Below are 18,417 nucleotides of genomic sequence, written 5' to 3' on the forward strand. Positions count from 1 at the left end.
CCTAAGGCACCAGCAAAGGTCATCACCCCATAATAAATAAAGATGATAAGAATACTAATACCAAAGCCGATAGATGAACTAGAACGTTGTTTTTGAAGGCCTAACGGTGCACCTACAAGAGCAAATACAAAGCTTGCCAAAGGAATTGTAAAGCGTTGATACATTTCCATCTCAAGTTTATTAGCATTAGTATAGGCTGCCTTATAAGCTCTGATTTGATGACGTAACTCCTTAATCGTTAATTCCTCAGGTTTACGTTGATCTTGTTGAATATCTTTTGGTGCAGACTTAATAGGTAAGGATTGCTCCTTAAATTTCATAGCACGTTCTACACCATTACCAGCTGATAAATCGTAGATGATACCATTCTGCATCACCCAGTATTGACCATTCCAGATAGCCGTATCAGCATTTTCAACTTGTTGTAACTTGCCACCTTCCCCAAATTGTTGAACCGTAATCATGGACAACTGTTTGGTTTCAGCATTGTAGCTCTTTGCATACATCAAAGTACCAAGCTCATCACCATTCATCGTTTTCAACACAATATGATTTTGTGTTTGAGGCGATGCATTTTTCATGATTTGTTCGCGCACAATCGTTTGATACATATGATTTGTACGAGGTACAACAAATTCATTAAATGCTACTGCCCCAATGGAAATGATGAGGGCAATAATATATACGGGCATGGCCAAACGTAAAAAACTTAAACCGCCAGCACGCATAACAACGATTTCACTAGTACTACTCAAACGACTAAAAGTCATAAGAGAAGCCAGCAATACTGACATTGGGAATGTTAAGATAACAATACTTGGTAAAGCCAAGACAAAAGCTTGCATAACAAGCAACAATGGCGCCCCATATTCAGTAATATATTGAGCAATTCTAAATAATGTACCTGTACCAATAAAAATACTAGTAAAGGCAAATACCCCAAATAGGAATGGGCCTACAAAGGCTTTTAAAATATATCTATCTAATAATCGCATAGCCCCTCCTATAATTTAAAGTTATCCCCTAAATAATGTTCACGAGCAATTGGGTCATTCGCGATTTCATCAGGGGTCCCCTCTAGAAGGATTTTACCACTACTCAAAATATATGCCTTATCTACAATCCCCAATGTTTCGCGAACATTATGGTCTGTAATCAAGATACCAATACCTCGATTCTTGACGTGTAAGATAATTTGTTGAATGTCAGCAACCGCAATTGGGTCAACACCTGCAAAAGGTTCATCAAGAAGAATGAAATTAGGTTCTAAGGCAAGACAGCGTGCAATTTCTACACGACGTCGTTCACCACCAGATAATTGCATCCCCATACGATCACGGACATGTCCAATATGAAATTCTTCAATTAATGATTCCACAATAGCTTCAATCTCATCAGGCTTTTTTGCCGTAATCTGTAGCATGGCACGAATATTGTCCTCTACAGACATAGAACGAAAGATTGATGCCTCTTGTGGTAGATATCCAATCCCTTCAGCAGCCCGTTTATACATAGGAATATTTGTTATATCCTTGCCATCAACGGTAATGATGCCAGAGCTCGGTCTTTCAATGCCTACAATCATATAAAATGACGTAGTTTTACCAGCCCCATTAGGGCCCAATAGACCTACAACTTGGCCTTTATCAACGCGTAGACTTACCCCATCTACCACATTGCGTCCGCTAAAGGTTTTAACTAAGTTTTTGGTTTCTATATACATATATTATCCTTATTTATTCGGAACAATGACGAGTGTACTACGTCCACCTAATGTTTCAGCAGAATCATCAGCTAGACGAATTTTAAGTTCCGGCGCATTAAGTACATTACCATTTTGAACGGCATGTGCAGAACCCGATAAGAGTACAACCCCATCATTTTGGTTTGGCGTTTGAGTATATGTAGCTCGATCAGCAGAACCAGATACATTTCGTTCAGGATTAGAGAAAGTAACATTACCTTGCGCTACAGCACGAACTTCTTTCATCCAGCCTTCTACTTTATTACCAGTCAAGGTTGTACCTTCAGCAATCAAACGGGCATTACCTGTAACAAGACCATATTCGGAATCAGTACTATACTCAACACTGTCGCCAAAGATTTGGCGATCACCACGTTGCAAATGAACGTTACCATTAGCAGTGAATTTATTATTATTGTAACTGTGAACTGCTTGAGCGGACATAGCCATATCAGTACCAATCATAGATACACCACCATCAAGATTTGCTTCTTGAGTTTTTGTGTTGTACCAACCCTTGGCACCAGTCATAGTTTTATCCGCTTGGGTGATAACAACATTACCCGTTGCATCCGCACGACCTGAATTGCCATCATAAGACAATGTATCAGCGCTGATAGTCAACGGATCATTTGCCGCCCAAGCTGTAACAGATGCTGTCATGAGTACAGCTAATATAGCCATACCAATCTGTTTTTTCTTATTCATCATATTTCCTCTCAATTACTTCTTTGTTAATTTCGCATGCCCAATGGCTTTAATAACTTTTAAGGACATATTGCCCTCAAGCTTGTCGCCTGTGAGTGTTACATCCTTACTGTTATAAGTGAAAGCCGTTTTAGACGTCAACGTTTTTGTTTTGTTATCAAAATGAAGGGCTTCAGTTTTAAATTCCGCGCCTTCCGTATTGGTAGCAGTAACGCCTTGATCAATATCAAGAGAGTTTCGATCACCCGTCAGTACAGCATGAGGAGCTGTAATCGTAGTAGTCACATCATCTTGATAGAACAGACCTTTTAAATTGGTTAAAACGATAGCTTTTGTACGTGGGTCATATTCAATCTTCTCAGCTGATAATGCCCATACTAACTTGCCATCCTTTTCCTCTTGTAGATCAGCACCTTGGAAATTAACGAGTTGTCCACTTTGATTTTGTGTGGTAGTAACATCATTAGAGTCTTTCATAATAAATACGATAAGACCGATTAAAGCCAATACTATAGCGGCCACAATGGCAATTAACTTTTTATTGTTTTTCATGTGCCCTCTCCCGTATAGCTATCTTCTTATCGTAATCAATAATTTGATCCATCTTAGTCATCCAGCGATGTTGGAACCAAAGCCACTCATCTGGATGTTCGCGGATAAATTCTTCCGTAACACGTACACATGCTTCAGTCAAACGATACATATCTACATCTTCATCACCAGTTTCCTTATAATGTAATGCTGGTAAGATATGAACAATATGTCCACCTTCAGGCTTACGAGATGCAAAAATAGGTACTACAGGAGAACCAAATTTCTTTGCAAATGTAGCAGGCCCCATAACCGCTGATGAATCTTGTCCCAAAAACGGAACTGGTAAACCATTTATATATCCATCTTGGTCAGCTAAGAATCCAAGTAGTTTTTTCTTTTTTAAAGCCTTAGCAGCAGAAACGATTTCATTACCACCACTAGCAAATACGTCAAGCCCCACCATCTCACGATATTCATTCATAAGACGTGTAAATTGAGCATTAGGTTGTTTCTTAACAATTGTAGTGGAAGGGTATCCATGAGCCGCCATAGCAGCCCCCATCCATTCCCAGTTTCCTACATGTCCAGTAAGAACGATAACACCCTTATCTTCAGCAATGGCAGCTTCTAAATGTTCAACACCACGCATCTCTATATGTTTATTGATAAAGGATTTCGTCAGGTTTGGCATGTACAATACTTCCATAACACTGCGGCCAAGGTTTTTGAACAACTTTTCAATTAATTGTTCCGCCTCTTGATCGTTCATGTTCATGCCAATTTTAATATTATTTATACCTCTAAGCTTTTGCTTCTTCGCTATTAGCCCATATACAGGACCTAAACAAGCGCCTATGAGCAAAATGAGCTTGTATGGTAGTCGACAAACGAGCCAACTAATGCCTTTAACTAAATGGTATTGCCATTCGTTATTCATTCTGCCCACCTCCTTTATTGTCCATGAGCATGGGCCTCTCGCGCATAATCTGCAACAACAGAATCCCATAAACCTTGAGTCTTCAAGATATATTCTACAGCCTCTCTAACGGCACCATGTCCGCCATTGACGGTAGAAATAAATTTAGCTAATGATTTAACCTCTAGTACTGCATTATTTGGTGCCATCGGTAAACCTACGAGTTGAAGAGCACCTAAATCATTAAGATCATCCCCCATGTAAGCAATCGAGTCTAAGTCGATTTGATGTTTTTTACAAAGAGTTCTTAATGCTTCAGTTTTATTAGCATGCCCCATAAGAAGTTCATCAAAATGCAACTCCTTCGCACGGCGCTCTACCATCGGAGATACACGAGCCGTAATAATTGCTAGCTTTATCCCTGATTTACGAGCCGCAGTCAAGCCTAAACCGTCTTTTACAGAAAAGGCTTTGAGCTCTTCTCCAGTCGATGTATAAATTAAAGAGCCATCAGATAGAACTCCATCAACATCGAGAACAATCCATTGAATATTCATTATACAATGCCTCTACGCAATAAATCCGTAATATGAACAATGCCAAGACATACATTATTAGTATCTACCACAGGTAATACGGTGATAGGGCGAGGTTGATTTTTCTCCATTAAATGAAGCGCTTCAGCGGCCAATTTATCCTTCGTAATCGTACGAGGCATGGCTGTCATCATATCCTCTACAGGCCATTCTAAAAAATTACTCCCAGAATCAAGGCCACGACGCACATCACCATCAGTAACAAGGCCTAACAAATGTCCATCTTCGTCAATAACATTTGTAGCGCCTAAACCTTTTTCGGTCATTACAAAGAGCGCATCACGAACAGTAGCCCCTTTGAATACCGTTGGATTATCCTCTTCACCATGCATGATGTTTTCTACAGTCAACAATAATTTGCGACCTAAAGAGCCACCTGGATGGAATACAGCAAAGTTTTCTGGAGTAAAATGATGGCGTTCCAATAAACATACTGCTAATGCATCTCCTAGAGCTAGTGCAACGGTAGTACTTGTGGTAGGTGCTAAACCTAATGGACAAGCTTCACGTTCTACCTCTGCCAACAATACGATATCAGAATTTTTTGCTAATGTAGACTCTGGTTTTCCTACAACACAGATTAATTTAGCTCCTATGCGGCGCAAAGACGGTAAAATACTAATGATTTCACCGGTTTCACCACTATTAGAAAATGCTAATACTACATCATCTTCAGTAATCATACCAAGATCACCATGCACACCTTCACCAGGATGCATAAAAAGTGCCGGTGTACCTGTACTAGCCAAGGTAGCCGCAATTTTACGACCAATATGACCAGATTTACCCATCCCTGTACATACCACGCGACCCTTACAAGCCAAAATCATATTTACAGCATTTACAAAATTGTGATCCAAACGAGAACTTAATTCTTCTATAGCACGAGCTTCCTCATGAAGCACCTGTGCCGCTTGTTCTAAAATAGTCACAAATACCGCCCCTAACCTTTTACGATTTTATCAATAGCTACTAAATCACGAAGCACAGCTTCAAATTGATCTAAATACAACATGTTTGGACCATCGGACAATGCTTCCTCCGGATTATCATGCACTTCAAAGAACAAGCCATCTACGCCACTAGCTACAGCAGCACGAGCCAAGTTCGGTACAAATTCACGATTGCCACTAGATTTAGTACCTGCACCACCTGGTAATTGAACACTATGAGTAGCATCAAAGATTACAGGATAGTCGAAAGAACGCATAATTGGGAACGATCTCATATCCACTACGAGGTTATTATAGCCAAAGCTAAAACCACGTTCTGTAAGCATAAGATTTTCATTGCCTGTTTCTTTCATTTTATTGAGGACATTCTCCATATCCTTAGGTGCCATAAATTGACCTTTTTTAACATTTACACATTTGCCCGTTTTAGCAGCTCCATATACAAGATCTGTTTGACGGCATAAGAAGGCTGGAATTTGAAGAATATCTAGCACTTCTGCAGCTGGTTCAATTTGTTCAATAGAGTGAATATCACTTACAACTGGTACATTGAGTTCCTTCTTAATAGAAGCAAGCATTTTTAGCCCTTCCTCAAGACCTGGTCCACGGAAGGAGCTAAAGCTAGAGCGATTAGCTTTATCAAAGGAGGCTTTAAAGATATAAGGAACGCCTAAACGTTCGCATATCTCTTTTGCTCGTTTACCAATAGCCAATGTGCGGTCATAGTCCTCAATAACACATGGACCGGCAAGGACAAATAAACCTTTGCCACCACCCACTGTAATATCTTTAATTTGAACTGTTTTCATTTATTTCTCCTCTTGCTCGTAAATTGCATTAACACGAGCTAAGTCTTCAGGTGTATCAACACCGATAAATCGTTTATTTGTTAGAATAACACGAATGGTATAACCATTTTCCAAAGCACGTAATTGTTCTAGAGATTCTGTTTGCTCCGCTGCAGTTGGTTCCATCTTGGCGTAGTTCAATAAGAACTCTCTACGATATGCATAGATGCCAATATGTTTTAGTGGCGGACGTACAAAGTCATGGCGAGGATATGGGATTAAAGATCTAGAAAAATACATCGCATCATTACGATTATTTAAAATGACCTTTACCGCTGATGGCTCCTCATACTCCTCCTCTAATAAAGGAGTTGCTACCGTAGCCATCTGTAAGTTTGGATCTTCTTCAAAGAGACGTGCCAAATCATCAATAAGATTTGAATCAATCATCGGTTCATCACCTTGGACATTGATGATAACATCTAAATCTGTATAATGATTAGCAACCTCTGCCAATCGATCGGTTCCAGTCGGATGGTTAGGATCTGTCATCATAACAGTTCCCTCAAATCGTTGTACTGCAGAAAATACGCGGTCATCATCAGTAGCTACAATCGTACATGCTGTCTTTGTAGCTTGTGATACCCTAGCATAAACCCGTTCAATCATAGGTTTACCTGCAATATCAGCCAATGGCTTACCAGGCAATCTAGTAGAACCATAACGAGCAGGAATGACACATCCAAACTTCACGATAAAACCCCATTTCTGTTATTCGTGTATCTTATTATTATACACTAAATCTCTAAATTTTCTATGAATTCTTGTTTTCCAGAAACAAACTCAATCCCTATAGATAGCACTAGAATCGGTATTTTTAAGTCTTCGATTGCATGCAACTGACTTAACTTAACCGCATCCTTTTCCGTAATGCAAATAGCATCAGCTTGATGAGCAAAAGCTGCTTTCCATATATCAATAACATCATCATTTGAGAAATCATGATGATCCCCAAATGGTAAGGTATGAACGACGTTATACCCTACATCGGTCAACGTTTGTGTAAAGGATTGAGGGTTTCCAATTCCACTTACCGCCATAATACGTTGTTCCTTATAAGCATCTACAGAAGTCCCAACAGAGCCATTAGCCCACTCATCTAAAGTATACATAAACTGCGGTTTATGTGTTGTTTCATAGACAGGTATATTGGGAATCATATGAGATAATCTTTTACGAATGCCAGATACAATACCTGGCGCTACTTGATCCACCTTAGTAAGAACGATAATATCAGCACGCTGTAAACCACTAAGTGGCTCACGTAATAATCCACGAGGCAACACATAATCATAGCCAAACGGATTAGATGCATCGATTAGCACAATATCAATATCTCTTGCTAATGCACGATGTTGAAAACCATCATCCATAATAAGGCAATCGGCACCGAGTTCATTAATGGCGATTTCTGCAGATTTAGAACGTTCACGACCGATAATTACATTGGATTTTTGTAAAACCTTTGCTAATAACCACGCCTCATCACCACTGATAGATGGTTCCACAAGCATGGTACCGTCTTTAGAAATAATAATATTTTTCTTATTATCTTCTGCTCGGTAACCACGACTAAGAACGGTAGGATGAAAGCCCTTTTGAGTGAGCACATCACAAATAAATCGCACCATTGGTGTTTTTCCAGTACCACCAGCCGTAATATTACCAACGCTGATAACAGGCACTGTAACTCTCGTAACGCCTTTACCCTCATCAAATCGAGCATTGCGCATTGATACAGCCTTCTCATAACCTTTACTCAAAAGGCCTAAACTGGAACGAGCTATATCACCTAATATGGATTGATCTTCACCACTAACGATGGATTTGAATAATGCTTCCCCACTCATAGGTGACTCCTCCTATTATGTAATACAATAAACTAATCTAACAAATTTTATTCTACTATGGAATAATTTGATGTTTCTCAAATAACAAACGTAACTCTTGCGTATTACGTTGCGTAGCACCACGGTTTTCTTTAATGATATCAAGACAGTTTTGCCCCATCTCTTCAGCCAAGGCTCTATCCTTACATAAACGCAAGACCATTGCGGTTAACTCTTTGCCATTCTTCACTTGCTCACAAGCATTTCGGGAGTTTAACAAGGCAAAAATTTCTTTAAAGTTAAACATATGCGGTCCCACCAAGATTGGCTTACCATGTGCAGCAGGTTCCAAAATATTATGGCCCCCAGTTTTAACAAGAGAACCACCGACAAAAATGATATCTCCTAAACTGTAAAGTCGGCCGAGTTCACCAATAGTATCTAAAATGACAACTGGAATACCTTCGTGAACAGGCTCTTTCATATCGCTACGACAAATAGCACTCAATTCATAACGCTTTGCAATATTTTGCACATCATGACCGCGATAAATCTCACGAGGTGCAATCAACAAACGGGCTTGAGGATACTCTTTCAATACTTGTTTGAAAGTTTCAAAAATAGCTTCTTCTTCACCCTTATGTGTACTGCCTGCGATGATGATTGGATGGTTTTTACCAAATCCAAACTCGTCGAGAAGAGCTTGTTTCTCTTCATATGATACAGTGGCATACGTTTGATCGTATTTCATATTGCCTGTTACAGTAATATCAGGTGTATGAGCACCTAAACATTCAATATGAGCCGCATCAAATTTAGACTGCATACAGAAGCGTTCTATAGAGCGTAACATTTCACGCGTGAAAGCACTGATATATTTATAGCGTTTCATGCTACGATCTGAAATACGACCATTAACCATCATAACAGGAATATTTTCCGATTCGGCGATACGCAAGAAGTTTGGCCAAATTTCAGTTTCTACGAGTAAAATAGTAATCGGCTTAATAATATGTAAAATTTTACGAGTTAAATACGGCAAATCAAGGGGAAAGAATATAATTCCTTCTGCTTCAGGAATGATGCGATGAGCCATAGCATGACCAGTAGCAGTAACTACGGACACAACTACAACAGCTTCAGGAAATTCCTTTTTAACCTCTTTTACCAATGGACTGGTAGCCACAATTTCCCCTACAGAAGCGGCGTGAATCCAAATAGCACGGCGCCCTTCAATTTTCTTTAATAGTGAGGCGGGCATATAGCCTGCACTCTGTTTGATACGCTCATAAAAGCCATCTTCAAAGGCAAGTCGGTATAAAATAACCGGAATCAAGCCAATCCAATAGAATATGAGCAATACGTTATATATCCAGTACATGGTTATCCTTTATTGGAGAATTGAACGGAATAAAGATGGTTGTACAATCCGCCGTCAACAGCTAATAGCTCTTGGTGAGTCCCCTGCTCTACCAAGCGACCTTGATTAAGTACAACAATTTGATCAGCATTTTGAACAGTGCTCAATCTATGGGCAATGACAAATGCTGTACGCCCTTTCATGAGACGATCTAACGCCTCTTGTACAAGCTTTTCACTCTCAGTATCTAAAGCAGATGTAGCTTCATCTAAAATTAGAATTCGAGGATCTTTTAAAATAGCACGTGCGATAGCAACCCGTTGACGTTGGCCACCAGATAATGAACTGCCTCGTTCACCTACAATTGTATCGAGACCATCAGGCATTTTCTCAACGAACTCAAGTACGTTAGCCGCTTTAGCCGCTTCATACACTTCTTCATCGGAGGCATCTAAACGACCATACAAGATATTCTCTTCGATAGTAGCATTGAATAAAACGGTTTCTTGTGGTACAAGACCAATTTGTTCACGTAAGGATTTAAAAGTAACATCTTTCACGTCATAACCATCTATTGTTATAGAACCACCTGTTACATCATAGAAACGAGGTAGTAGGTTAGCGAGAGTTGTCTTACCTGCACCGGATGGACCAACGAGGGCCACACTTTCACCAGCCTTAACAGACAGGGTAAAGTTTTCTAACGCAGCCTTTTCACCACCATAGGAGAAGGAAACATCGTTAAATTCTACATTACCTGTAATATTAGGCAATGTAACAGCATCGGGTTTCTCCACAACATCTGTTTTGGTATCTAAAATCTCAAATACGCGGTCAGCAGCAGCCAATGCTTTTTGAATATTGCCATATACTTGGCTCAAACGTTTTACAGGATTGGACAAGTTAATCGCATAAATCAAGAAGGCAATCAAAGAACCAGCAGTGATGGCACCTGTGACTACGGAGTAACCACCGTACCAAAGGATGACTGCTACAGCGATTGCCGCAGAAAACTCAACCATTGGACTTAACAAACTAGTCAATTTAGTAGCTTTAATAACCGCTTTAAAGTTGCGGTCGTTTTCATCTTCAAAGCGCTTGCGCTCAAAATCTTCACGAGCAAAGGACTTTACAACACGAACTGCACTGATTACTTCTTGTAAAAGCGCCGTAATATCAGCTACACGGCCTTGAACATCGTGCCCTGCCACTCGAAGCTTTTTACCAAAAACATTAATAATCACTAAAACTACGGGAACCGTAATAAAAGTAACTAACGTAAGTTTCCAGTCAATGAGAAGCATGGACACTAAAGAACCGATAAGTGTTACAGATTCAGTAATAAAAGAAATCAAGTTATCTACCACAGCCGTCTGTAATGCAGCTACGTCATTTGTAAGATTACTCATGATAACGCCAGTTTTGCGGCGATCAAAGTAAGATAAACTTAATTTTTGTAAGTGATTGAATATAGCCTCACGGACATCGATAATCACGCGTTGTCCGATGTAGGACATATTATAGGTTTGACCATAGGTAGCAAAACCACGAATTAAGAAGATGAGTATGATAGCACCTACAATGAGGTTCAACATAAACATATTCTTTTCATCTAACACTTGGTCTACTACATTCTTAATCAGCCAAGGTACTACCAAATAGGCAGCAGCAGCGACAATCATGCAAAACACTGCAAAAAGCATCCGCTTATAATAAGGCTTTACAAAATATAAGAGCCTAGAATAACTATTCATTACATTTCTCCTTACCGAGGTTGTACACAAGATGTGCTACTCGTTTTACTGCACCAGGCTCACCTAATTTATGACGTACTTCGCGCAATTCACTACGCATAGCTTCGTTTTTCTCTACATCACTAATCAATGGTTCCACCAAAGACACAATTGCTTCTGGTGTGACAGCATCTTGTAATAATTCAGGAATGACCTCTTTACCAGCTACAATATTAGGCAAGCCCACATGTGTTACATTCACAACCATCTTACCAATACCATAAGTAATTGGTGATACGCGATACAATAACACCGTTGGCAGTTCCATCATAGCCGTTTCTAATGTAGCGGTTCCTGATGCGGCAAGGCACACATCACAAATCTGCATCAAGTCATATGTATGGTCTTCCGTAATCGTAACAGGTACCTTATGAGCATCGATAAAAGCTTCTAGCTCACTTCGATCAATCGTATGTGCTCGAGGCAAGAAGAATTGAATATCTTCATGTTTCGCCATCAATTGCTCACCACTTTTTAGCATCGTATCAAGCAAGGATAAAACCTCTTGTTTACGACTGCCAGGCATAAGCAATACTTTTTTAGCCTCTTTACGAGCCCCAAAGTATTCTTCGGCCGTTTCTTTAGTCATCGTAGGGTGTACAATATCGAGTAAAGGATGACCTACAAAGTCTACATCACATTTGTACTTGCGATACGCTTCAGCTTCAAATGGGAAGATAGATGCTACCTTGGTTACATACTTGCGAATTGTATTACCACGACTACTGTGCCAAGCCCAAATCGTTGGAGCAATATAATATAAAACAGGAATCTCCAGTTCATGAGCCACCGCAGCTAATTTCATATTAAAACCTGGATAATCTACACAAACGAGAATATCTGGTTTTTCCTTCATCATGACACGCTTCAAGTACGTACGCAGCTTAAAGAATTTTGGCAATGATTTCACAATCTCTACAATACCAATGACACCAAGGTTCTTAATGTCATACACGATACGAACACCAGCGCGTTCCATCAAGGTGCCACCCATACCAAACATCTCTACAGAAGGATCTATTTCTCTCAATGCATTGGCTACACTTGCCGCATGAGTATCGCCGGAAGCTTCACCGGCGGAAAACATGACTTTCATTATGCATCCTTTCTGGAATTTACAAACTCTTGGTCTACAGCACAGATAACAATACCATGACGATCTGCCATATTAAGCACATCTTGTTGTTGTACAAAAATGGTCTTTTCCGCTTCTACAGCTAACACCTTACAACCGCTATCAATCATAGACATGAGAGTTTTTATGCCTACTGCTGGCACATCAAAGCGTACGTCTTGATTTGGTTTTTCGGTTTTAACGACAACCGCATCTCCACGACCGAGTTCGCCACCTCGTAAGATACACTTATCAGTACCTTCAATGGCTTCAATAGCCATGGCCGCCTTATGCTTAACAACAACGGTTTGACCAATATCAAGGGCACCCATTTGTTTAGCTAATTCAAAACCAAAACAAATGTCAGCCCATTGCTCATCTGTAGGTTGTGCTTTTGAAAGCACTCCTACCTTTGGCATAAATGATTTCAAGTATGCTGTTTGATCTAATACTTTAAAGCCTTCTCGTTCGATTTCATCAACGATGGCAAGCATAATCGTATCATCTTTACGATTTTTGAGCCGCTTTAAAACGCCTAATGTTTTTAAATCAGGAAATGTAAGGCCTTTAAAGAGAATCTCTTTAGTGACTTTTCCAAGCATAGTTAACTCTTCAACCTCTTCTTTTTTCAAGGTTTTAAAGATTTTACCTAGTTTAGCAACACCAATATCATAGAAAGCATCAGCCTCAGCCTTTAGAGCTGGGTCTATATCAGGTACTACACCGATAACAACCACCTCGTGGCCCAATACATGAGCGGCACGCATGAATTCTACAGGCAAAACACCAATGCCCGCAATTAATCCTACCTTTGCCAAGACTATACCTCCTAGATGACCTCACGGCCTATATATCAATTAGTAATTTCAAGTTCACTATGAAAATGCCTAAAAACAGACATAATCATATACAATATATTTTACTATAAATAGCTACTTTTTACCATTAAAAAGCCAAGCTTTATGCCCTTTTCTTCATCATTTTATTAAAATTTCCTTATTACTTTTAACTACTAAAACATCTACGAATATATCTATCAAAACTTTTCTATAAATATAATGTAAATTATCATTGATATAAAACTCAACTAGTAATAATGCACACAAAAAGACCTCGTACATTGTACGAGGTCCTCATAATTAGTCGCGACGAGTACGCATAATGCCTCTATCAGCATTGCGTAGGAATCGTAATAAATTTTCAATTTCTACGGAAGAATCCAATTGTAATTCCATTTCTTCAATCGCCTTAGATAAGCTGAATCCAGAACGATAAATAATACGGAATGCTTGTTTCAAATCACGTCGTACATCTTCGGAAATTCCTGCACGAGATAAGCCTACAGAGTTTAGACCGATAACACGTGCCGGTTGACCATCAGCAATTACGTAAGGTGGGATATCTTGTACCACCTTAGCCATTCCGCCAACCATAGCGTTACGACCGATTTTAACAAATTGATGAATACCAGCAAGACCGCCAATAACCACGCGATCTTCAACGATAGCATGCCCTGCAAGACCAGCACAATTACTCATTATTACATTATTACCAACAATACAGTTATGAGCCACATGTGTACAGGCTTGAAGTAAACAATTATTGCCTACACGTGTTTCTTCACCTTCACCAGTAGCGCGGCTAATAGTTACGAATTCACGAATAACCGTTTCATCGCCGATATTACAATAGCTTTTTTCGCCTTTAAATTTTAAATCTTGCGGTTCCAACCCAATAGATGCGTTAGGATAAATTTCACAACGCTTACCAATGGTTGTCCAACCACCAATTACAACATGTGCACCGATTTGTGTGCCATCGCCAATCTCGACATGTTCGCCGATAACAGCGCCAGGACCTACGATTACATCTTTGCCCAATTTAGCATTTGGATGGACTATGGCTGTACTATGGATGTTGGATTCCGCATTTTCCATGCCTACAACTATCACTACAATCACTCCTCATTCTATTATACAAGGGCAAACATGTATTCACCGCTAGCGCACAATTTGTCGCCAACATAGGCACGGCCTTCAACCTTGCCCATTTTACCTTTAATTTTAACAATATCTACCTCCATGCGAACTTGATCGCCAGGTTTTACAGGATGGCGGAAACGCACTTTATCAATACCTGTAAACATAGGAGTAAGACCACGATTTTCCTCAGGGTACAATAATGCAATACCACCAACTTGAGCAATAGCTTCAGTCAATAATACACCTGGCATAACTGGGTTCCCTGGAAAGTGACCTTGGAAGAACAATTCGTTGAATGTAGCATTTTTAATACCCACAGCACGTTTCATAGGTTCTAACTCAACAATACGATCAACCAAAAGCATTGGGTAACGATGAGGTAAAATTTCTAAAATATCTTCGTGATTAAGAATCATGGCTGTGTCTCCCTTATTTCTTCCATTATACTGCGAGCCAATCTTGAATTTAATTCATGACTCGATTTCAAAGCAATTACATGGCCTTCAATCGGTCCTAACAAGAATAAATCCCCTATAACATCTAATGCTTTATGGCGAACTAATTCATCCTCAAAGCGTGGTATAGATAGACATTTCTCATCATCATAGACTAATGCATTATCTAGGCTACCGCCTTTTGCAAGCCCCATGGCCTGTAATTGTTCCAATTCCTTCATAAATCCGATAGTCCTAGCCGATCCAATGTGGGCTTTGAAATACTCAGGCGATACTTCAAAATCACATTGTTGCGTACCAAGCAACGGATGACTGTTAATTGATGTAAAAGTCATGCGATAGCCATCATATGGCAAAATCACAATAAAACGATCTCCATCATAAACAGCATGAGATCGAGTCACTTTGTATATATGACGCGACGCTATTTGTTCTTCAATGCCAGCCTCTTCAATAAGATTGACAAAAATAGCACTACTACCATCACCTACAGGAGGTTCTGGAGAATCCATTTCAATATAACAGTTATCAATATTCATAGCACTGAACGCTGCCATCACATGTTCAACAGTAAATACCTTTGCTTCACCATTTTCCAACGTGGTAGCGCGCATAGTGTTCGTCACATTATCAATGTGTGCTCGCACAGAAGGATGCCCTTCAATGTCCGTGCGGACAAACACAATTCCTGTATCTTCAGGTGCAGGCTTAAAAACCATATGTACTGGTTCACCGCTATGAAGGCCAATCCCTTGATATGAAACAGCCTTTTTTATTGTTTGTTGTGGCTTACTCATAAGAATGTCCTTTCATAATCCGAATTCACGTTTACTATACACCAATATGTATTATACCCTATTTGCATAGGCGTTACAAGAAATTTACCATATATTACGCTAATTGGAAAGACTATTCTTAGTCTTTAAAATTTTAATAGATTATTTTTAAACACTAAATTATAAGTTACAAAATAAAAAGAGATTTCATCCATGCTAATAGGAATCAGTTTCATCTTGGATATTCCACAATCGCATAAACAAAATCTCTTTAAAATTATTAACTATTGAAAAACATCAGGTGGTGTATCTATTTGTTCACCATAAAAACGACGAGTCCATTTCCAACGGTTATGAAGCCAAAACCAATCTTCAGGATATCGCCGAATATAATCTTCAATAAACTCATTTAGACGAGTTGTTGTTACCGCTATATCGCGCTTTTTATCATCTGTGCGTTCCACATAAATTGGTGGATGCGCTTCAATCTCATGTTTCTCAGAAAACGGACTATAATGTATGGTTACAAAAATAATAGGCACATCTTGCATACGAGCCAGTACAGCTGGCCCCGCAGCCGTCAATGTTTCATAGCCAAAGAATGGTGCAAGAACGCCATCATCACCAGGGTCCTGATCCATAATAAGGCCTAAAAATGCACCTTTTTTTAGTTCATTAATCATTTCACGAACACCTGTTTTATAGGTCACATGTTGATGCATAATCCGACGATATTCATTGATAAACTTATCCGCATCACCATTCTGTTTCATAGCCACAGAAATCAGCGGATACCCTTCAGAAGCAAGAACGGCACCTAGGAGTTCCCAGTTACCACTATGAACAGCGGCTAAGATTGCACCTCGACCATTTTCTAAGGCATCATCTAAGTACTCTCGATTAATAAACTCCACCATATCTTTGTATGCACCATCTTTAATTTCAGGATAGCGCAATACATCAATAATCATACGGCCAAAGCGTGTAGTGCTAGCTTTCGCAATACGTCGAGCTTCTTTAGGATCATCTGTAATATTACAGAATAAAATTTGGCCTATCGCTAGGCGCTTGCGTTTAGGTGGCACCACTAACCACGCAATTTCACCTAGCAATGTACCAATAGCATATTGCAAACCTTTAGGTAATAAGCAAATAAAGGCACTAAAGATTTTCATAAACCTATACATGGATTATTAGCTCTCCTTAAGCTGTGCTTTCAAAGCGTCAATTTCTTTTTGTAATTGTTTTACAGTTTTCACCATTTCTGGCAAACGATTCTCGTAAGCAGCCAATTTTAACCACTCTTTATGAGGTCTCATTGGATACCCAGCCATAACAGAATTAGATGGTACATTGCCAGTAATTCCTGTTTTACCTGCAAATTGTACATTATCTCCAATTGTAATATGACCAGTACAGCCTGTTTGTCCTGCAAAGATTACATGGTTACCACATTTTGTACTACCTGCAATCCCAACCTGTGCAATCAAGAAACAATCTTCTCCAATCTCAACATTGTGGCCAAGGTGAACAAGATTGTCAATTTTTGTACCGCGACGTACCAAGGTAGATCCCATTGTAGCATTATCAACAGTAGTGCAAGAACCAATTTCTACATCATCTTCAAGAATAACATTGCCTACTTGAGGAATATGCGTATGAATACCATTTTCTGTGGCAAAGCCAAAACCTTCACCACCGATAACTGCTTTAGCACGCAATACAACGCGTTTACCCAAAATACAGTTCTCATGTACGATAGCACCTGCATAGATATCAGAATCTTCCCCAATTCGTACATTATGACCAATATATACATAAGGTCGAATTGTTACATTATCACCGATAACAGCATTATCATTAATAACACAATAGGCACCAATAGCTACATTTTTACCAAGTGTAACATTCTTGCCAATAATAGCTGTACTATGCACTTCACGGGGAACTACAACAGGTGGATGGAATACTTCTAGTACTTGTGCAAATGCGGATTTTGCATTATCAACTACGATTTGCGCCATCGGTGCATCTTTTACTTCAGATTCAACGATAACAGCACCCGCTTGACATAATGCAATATGTTCAACATATTCACCGATTGCAAAAGTTATAGATTGTTTTACAGCTTGTTCAAAGCTACGTGTCTCAGTAATGACAATAGACTCATCACCTATAAGGCGCCCGCCTACTAAATTTGCGAGTTCCTGTAAAGTTTTTTCCAAGGTAAACTCCTCCCCTGTGATAATCTCTAATTATTGTGCGGCTTCAGTAGTGCCTGTCGCAGCTTGACCTGCTTGTTGTGCATTTTGTTGAGCTTCTTGTTGTTCCTCAGCTTTTATTGCTTCTTCAGCTTCTTTAATTTGAGTATCAGAAGCTTTACCCATCTTAGTGATCAACTCTTCAGTTACATCAGCGCCACCACCTACAACAGCACCTTTTTCAATAACAACATCAAGTTTTTTCTCTTTTACAAGTTCATTAATTTTTTGTTCTTGATATTGACGGTATTCTTGTGCTTTTGCATTAGTAAAAGCAGTTAATTCTTGAGATGCTTGATTATAAACATTTTGCTTAGAAGCATCATCAGCAGCGTCAATTCTTTTATTCAACTCAGCTTTTTTAGCATTGATTTCTTGAGAAATAGCAATACCTTTTTCAGTACTATTAGCTACTTTCATTGTATCAACATAACCGATATTATTGGAACCACAGCCACCTAAAATCGCTATGGACGCTACTAAAGTTGCACTCAATACTAAAGATTTAATACGTTTATTCATTATATAACTCCTTATTGAACTCGATA

General features: G+C 39.3%; 20 protein-coding genes. All 20 read right to left on the minus strand.

The features are described 5' to 3' along the window. Nucleotides 1–995, minus strand: a 995-nt coding sequence (locus Q0507_RS02770) for an LptF/LptG family permease (RefSeq protein WP_298712027.1), incomplete at its 3' end; no start/stop codon positions are given. A gap of 8 nt (nt 996–1,003) precedes the next feature. Further along, entirely contained in the window at nt 1,004–1,723 is a 720-nt protein-coding gene (lptB, locus tag Q0507_RS02775) for an LPS export ABC transporter ATP-binding protein (RefSeq protein WP_004695507.1), read from the minus strand. Between the two features lie 9 nt (nt 1,724–1,732). Continuing rightward, nucleotides 1,733–2,455, minus strand: coding sequence for an LptA/OstA family protein (locus Q0507_RS02780; protein WP_298712033.1), 723 nt, complete (start codon nt 2,453–2,455; stop codon nt 1,733–1,735). Between the two features lie 12 nt (nt 2,456–2,467). Then, on the minus strand, nt 2,468–3,004 hold the full coding sequence (gene lptC / locus Q0507_RS02785) for an LPS export ABC transporter periplasmic protein LptC (protein WP_298712035.1): 537 nt from the start codon (nt 3,002–3,004) through the stop codon (nt 2,468–2,470). Then, on the minus strand, nt 2,991–3,923 hold the full coding sequence (locus Q0507_RS02790; RefSeq protein ID WP_298712038.1) for a lysophospholipid acyltransferase family protein: 933 nt from the start codon (nt 3,921–3,923) through the stop codon (nt 2,991–2,993). The genes lptC and Q0507_RS02790 overlap by 14 nt, the downstream gene beginning before the upstream one ends. A gap of 14 nt (nt 3,924–3,937) precedes the next feature. After that, nucleotides 3,938–4,459 (minus strand): HAD family hydrolase, encoded by a 522-nt coding sequence (locus tag Q0507_RS02795; protein WP_298712041.1) that lies wholly within the window; start codon nt 4,457–4,459, stop codon nt 3,938–3,940. Continuing rightward, a complete protein-coding gene (locus Q0507_RS02800; RefSeq protein ID WP_298712044.1) occupies nt 4,459–5,430 on the minus strand; it encodes an SIS domain-containing protein in 972 nt (323 codons plus the stop codon). The genes Q0507_RS02795 and Q0507_RS02800 overlap by 1 nt, the downstream gene beginning before the upstream one ends. An 11-nt stretch (nt 5,431–5,441) precedes the next feature. Continuing rightward, nucleotides 5,442–6,260 carry a 3-deoxy-8-phosphooctulonate synthase gene (kdsA, locus tag Q0507_RS02805; protein WP_004698452.1) on the minus strand — a complete coding sequence of 273 codons (819 nt, stop codon included), beginning with the start codon at nt 6,258–6,260 and terminating at the stop codon, nt 5,442–5,444. Further along, nucleotides 6,261–6,992 carry a 3-deoxy-manno-octulosonate cytidylyltransferase gene (kdsB, locus tag Q0507_RS02810; protein ID WP_298712048.1) on the minus strand — a complete coding sequence of 244 codons (732 nt, stop codon included), beginning with the start codon at nt 6,990–6,992 and terminating at the stop codon, nt 6,261–6,263. A gap of 44 nt (nt 6,993–7,036) precedes the next feature. After that, nucleotides 7,037–8,149, minus strand: coding sequence for a tetraacyldisaccharide 4'-kinase (gene lpxK / locus Q0507_RS02815; RefSeq protein WP_298712051.1), 1,113 nt, complete (start codon nt 8,147–8,149; stop codon nt 7,037–7,039). Between the two features lie 55 nt (nt 8,150–8,204). Further along, entirely contained in the window at nt 8,205–9,509 is a 1,305-nt protein-coding gene (locus Q0507_RS02820) for a 3-deoxy-D-manno-octulosonic acid transferase (protein WP_298712053.1), read from the minus strand. A gap of 2 nt (nt 9,510–9,511) precedes the next feature. Beyond that, nucleotides 9,512–11,242: a lipid A export permease/ATP-binding protein MsbA gene (msbA, locus tag Q0507_RS02825; protein WP_298712056.1), complete on the minus strand. Its 1,731-nt coding sequence runs from the start codon at nt 11,240–11,242 to the stop codon at nt 9,512–9,514. Then, nucleotides 11,235–12,377 carry a lipid-A-disaccharide synthase gene (gene lpxB, locus Q0507_RS02830; protein ID WP_298712059.1) on the minus strand — a complete coding sequence of 381 codons (1,143 nt, stop codon included), beginning with the start codon at nt 12,375–12,377 and terminating at the stop codon, nt 11,235–11,237. The genes msbA and lpxB overlap by 8 nt, the downstream gene beginning before the upstream one ends. Further along, nucleotides 12,377–13,213 (minus strand): LpxI family protein, encoded by an 837-nt coding sequence (locus Q0507_RS02835; protein WP_298712061.1) that lies wholly within the window; start codon nt 13,211–13,213, stop codon nt 12,377–12,379. Before Q0507_RS02835 ends, lpxB begins: the two co-directional genes overlap by 1 nt. Nucleotides 13,214–13,534: 321 nt before the next feature. Continuing rightward, complete coding sequence (lpxA, locus tag Q0507_RS02840; protein WP_004695481.1) at nt 13,535–14,347, minus strand: acyl-ACP--UDP-N-acetylglucosamine O-acyltransferase; 813 nt, start codon at nt 14,345–14,347, stop codon at nt 13,535–13,537. 20 nt (nt 14,348–14,367) lie between these two features. After that, nucleotides 14,368–14,793 carry a 3-hydroxyacyl-ACP dehydratase FabZ gene (gene fabZ, locus Q0507_RS02845; protein WP_004695477.1) on the minus strand — a complete coding sequence of 142 codons (426 nt, stop codon included), beginning with the start codon at nt 14,791–14,793 and terminating at the stop codon, nt 14,368–14,370. Then, the gene (gene lpxC, locus Q0507_RS02850) at nt 14,790–15,629 is read right to left on the minus strand and encodes a UDP-3-O-acyl-N-acetylglucosamine deacetylase (protein ID WP_004695472.1); all 840 of its coding nucleotides are present in this window, start codon (nt 15,627–15,629) and stop codon (nt 14,790–14,792) included. Before lpxC ends, fabZ begins: the two co-directional genes overlap by 4 nt. A 263-nt stretch (nt 15,630–15,892) precedes the next feature. Further along, nucleotides 15,893–16,795, minus strand: coding sequence for a lysophospholipid acyltransferase family protein (locus Q0507_RS02855; protein ID WP_128114131.1), 903 nt, complete (start codon nt 16,793–16,795; stop codon nt 15,893–15,895). A gap of 6 nt (nt 16,796–16,801) precedes the next feature. Further along, nucleotides 16,802–17,833 (minus strand): UDP-3-O-(3-hydroxymyristoyl)glucosamine N-acyltransferase, encoded by a 1,032-nt coding sequence (gene lpxD / locus Q0507_RS02860; RefSeq protein WP_298712065.1) that lies wholly within the window; start codon nt 17,831–17,833, stop codon nt 16,802–16,804. A gap of 30 nt (nt 17,834–17,863) precedes the next feature. Then, nucleotides 17,864–18,391, minus strand: a complete 528-nt coding sequence (locus Q0507_RS02865) for a hypothetical protein (RefSeq protein ID WP_298712070.1) — start codon at nt 18,389–18,391, stop codon at nt 17,864–17,866. Nucleotides 18,392–18,417: the final 26 nt, after the last annotated feature.

It is taken from the genome of uncultured Veillonella sp., assembly GCF_938010505.1.
In the GTDB taxonomy this organism is placed as follows: domain Bacteria; phylum Bacillota; class Negativicutes; order Veillonellales; family Veillonellaceae; genus Veillonella.

Excerpts from the sequence above, each read along its gene's own strand:
- kdsA (WP_004698452.1), bottom strand. The coding sequence starts at position 6,260 with ATGAAAACAGTTCAAATTAAAGATATTACAGTGGGTGGTGGCAAAGGT.
- Q0507_RS02795 (WP_298712041.1), bottom strand. The coding sequence starts at position 4,459 with ATGAATATTCAATGGATTGTTCTCGATGTTGATGGAGTTCTATCTGAT.
- Q0507_RS02820 (WP_298712053.1), bottom strand. The coding sequence starts at position 9,509 with ATGTACTGGATATATAACGTATTGCTCATATTCTATTGGATTGGCTTG.
- lptC (WP_298712035.1), bottom strand. The coding sequence starts at position 3,004 with ATGAAAAACAATAAAAAGTTAATTGCCATTGTGGCCGCTATAGTATTG.
- Q0507_RS02855 (WP_128114131.1), bottom strand. The coding sequence starts at position 16,795 with ATGTATAGGTTTATGAAAATCTTTAGTGCCTTTATTTGCTTATTACCT.
- Q0507_RS02780 (WP_298712033.1), bottom strand. The coding sequence starts at position 2,455 with ATGATGAATAAGAAAAAACAGATTGGTATGGCTATATTAGCTGTACTC.
- Q0507_RS02865 (WP_298712070.1), bottom strand. The coding sequence starts at position 18,391 with ATGAATAAACGTATTAAATCTTTAGTATTGAGTGCAACTTTAGTAGCG.
- lptB (WP_004695507.1), bottom strand. The coding sequence starts at position 1,723 with ATGTATATAGAAACCAAAAACTTAGTTAAAACCTTTAGCGGACGCAAT.
- Q0507_RS02790 (WP_298712038.1), bottom strand. The coding sequence starts at position 3,923 with ATGAATAACGAATGGCAATACCATTTAGTTAAAGGCATTAGTTGGCTC.
- lpxB (WP_298712059.1), bottom strand. The coding sequence starts at position 12,377 with ATGAAAGTCATGTTTTCCGCCGGTGAAGCTTCCGGCGATACTCATGCG.
- lpxC (WP_004695472.1), bottom strand. The coding sequence starts at position 15,629 with ATGAGTAAGCCACAACAAACAATAAAAAAGGCTGTTTCATATCAAGGG.
- msbA (WP_298712056.1), bottom strand. The coding sequence starts at position 11,242 with ATGAATAGTTATTCTAGGCTCTTATATTTTGTAAAGCCTTATTATAAG.
- fabZ (WP_004695477.1), bottom strand. The coding sequence starts at position 14,793 with ATGATTCTTAATCACGAAGATATTTTAGAAATTTTACCTCATCGTTAC.
- lpxK (WP_298712051.1), bottom strand. The coding sequence starts at position 8,149 with ATGAGTGGGGAAGCATTATTCAAATCCATCGTTAGTGGTGAAGATCAA.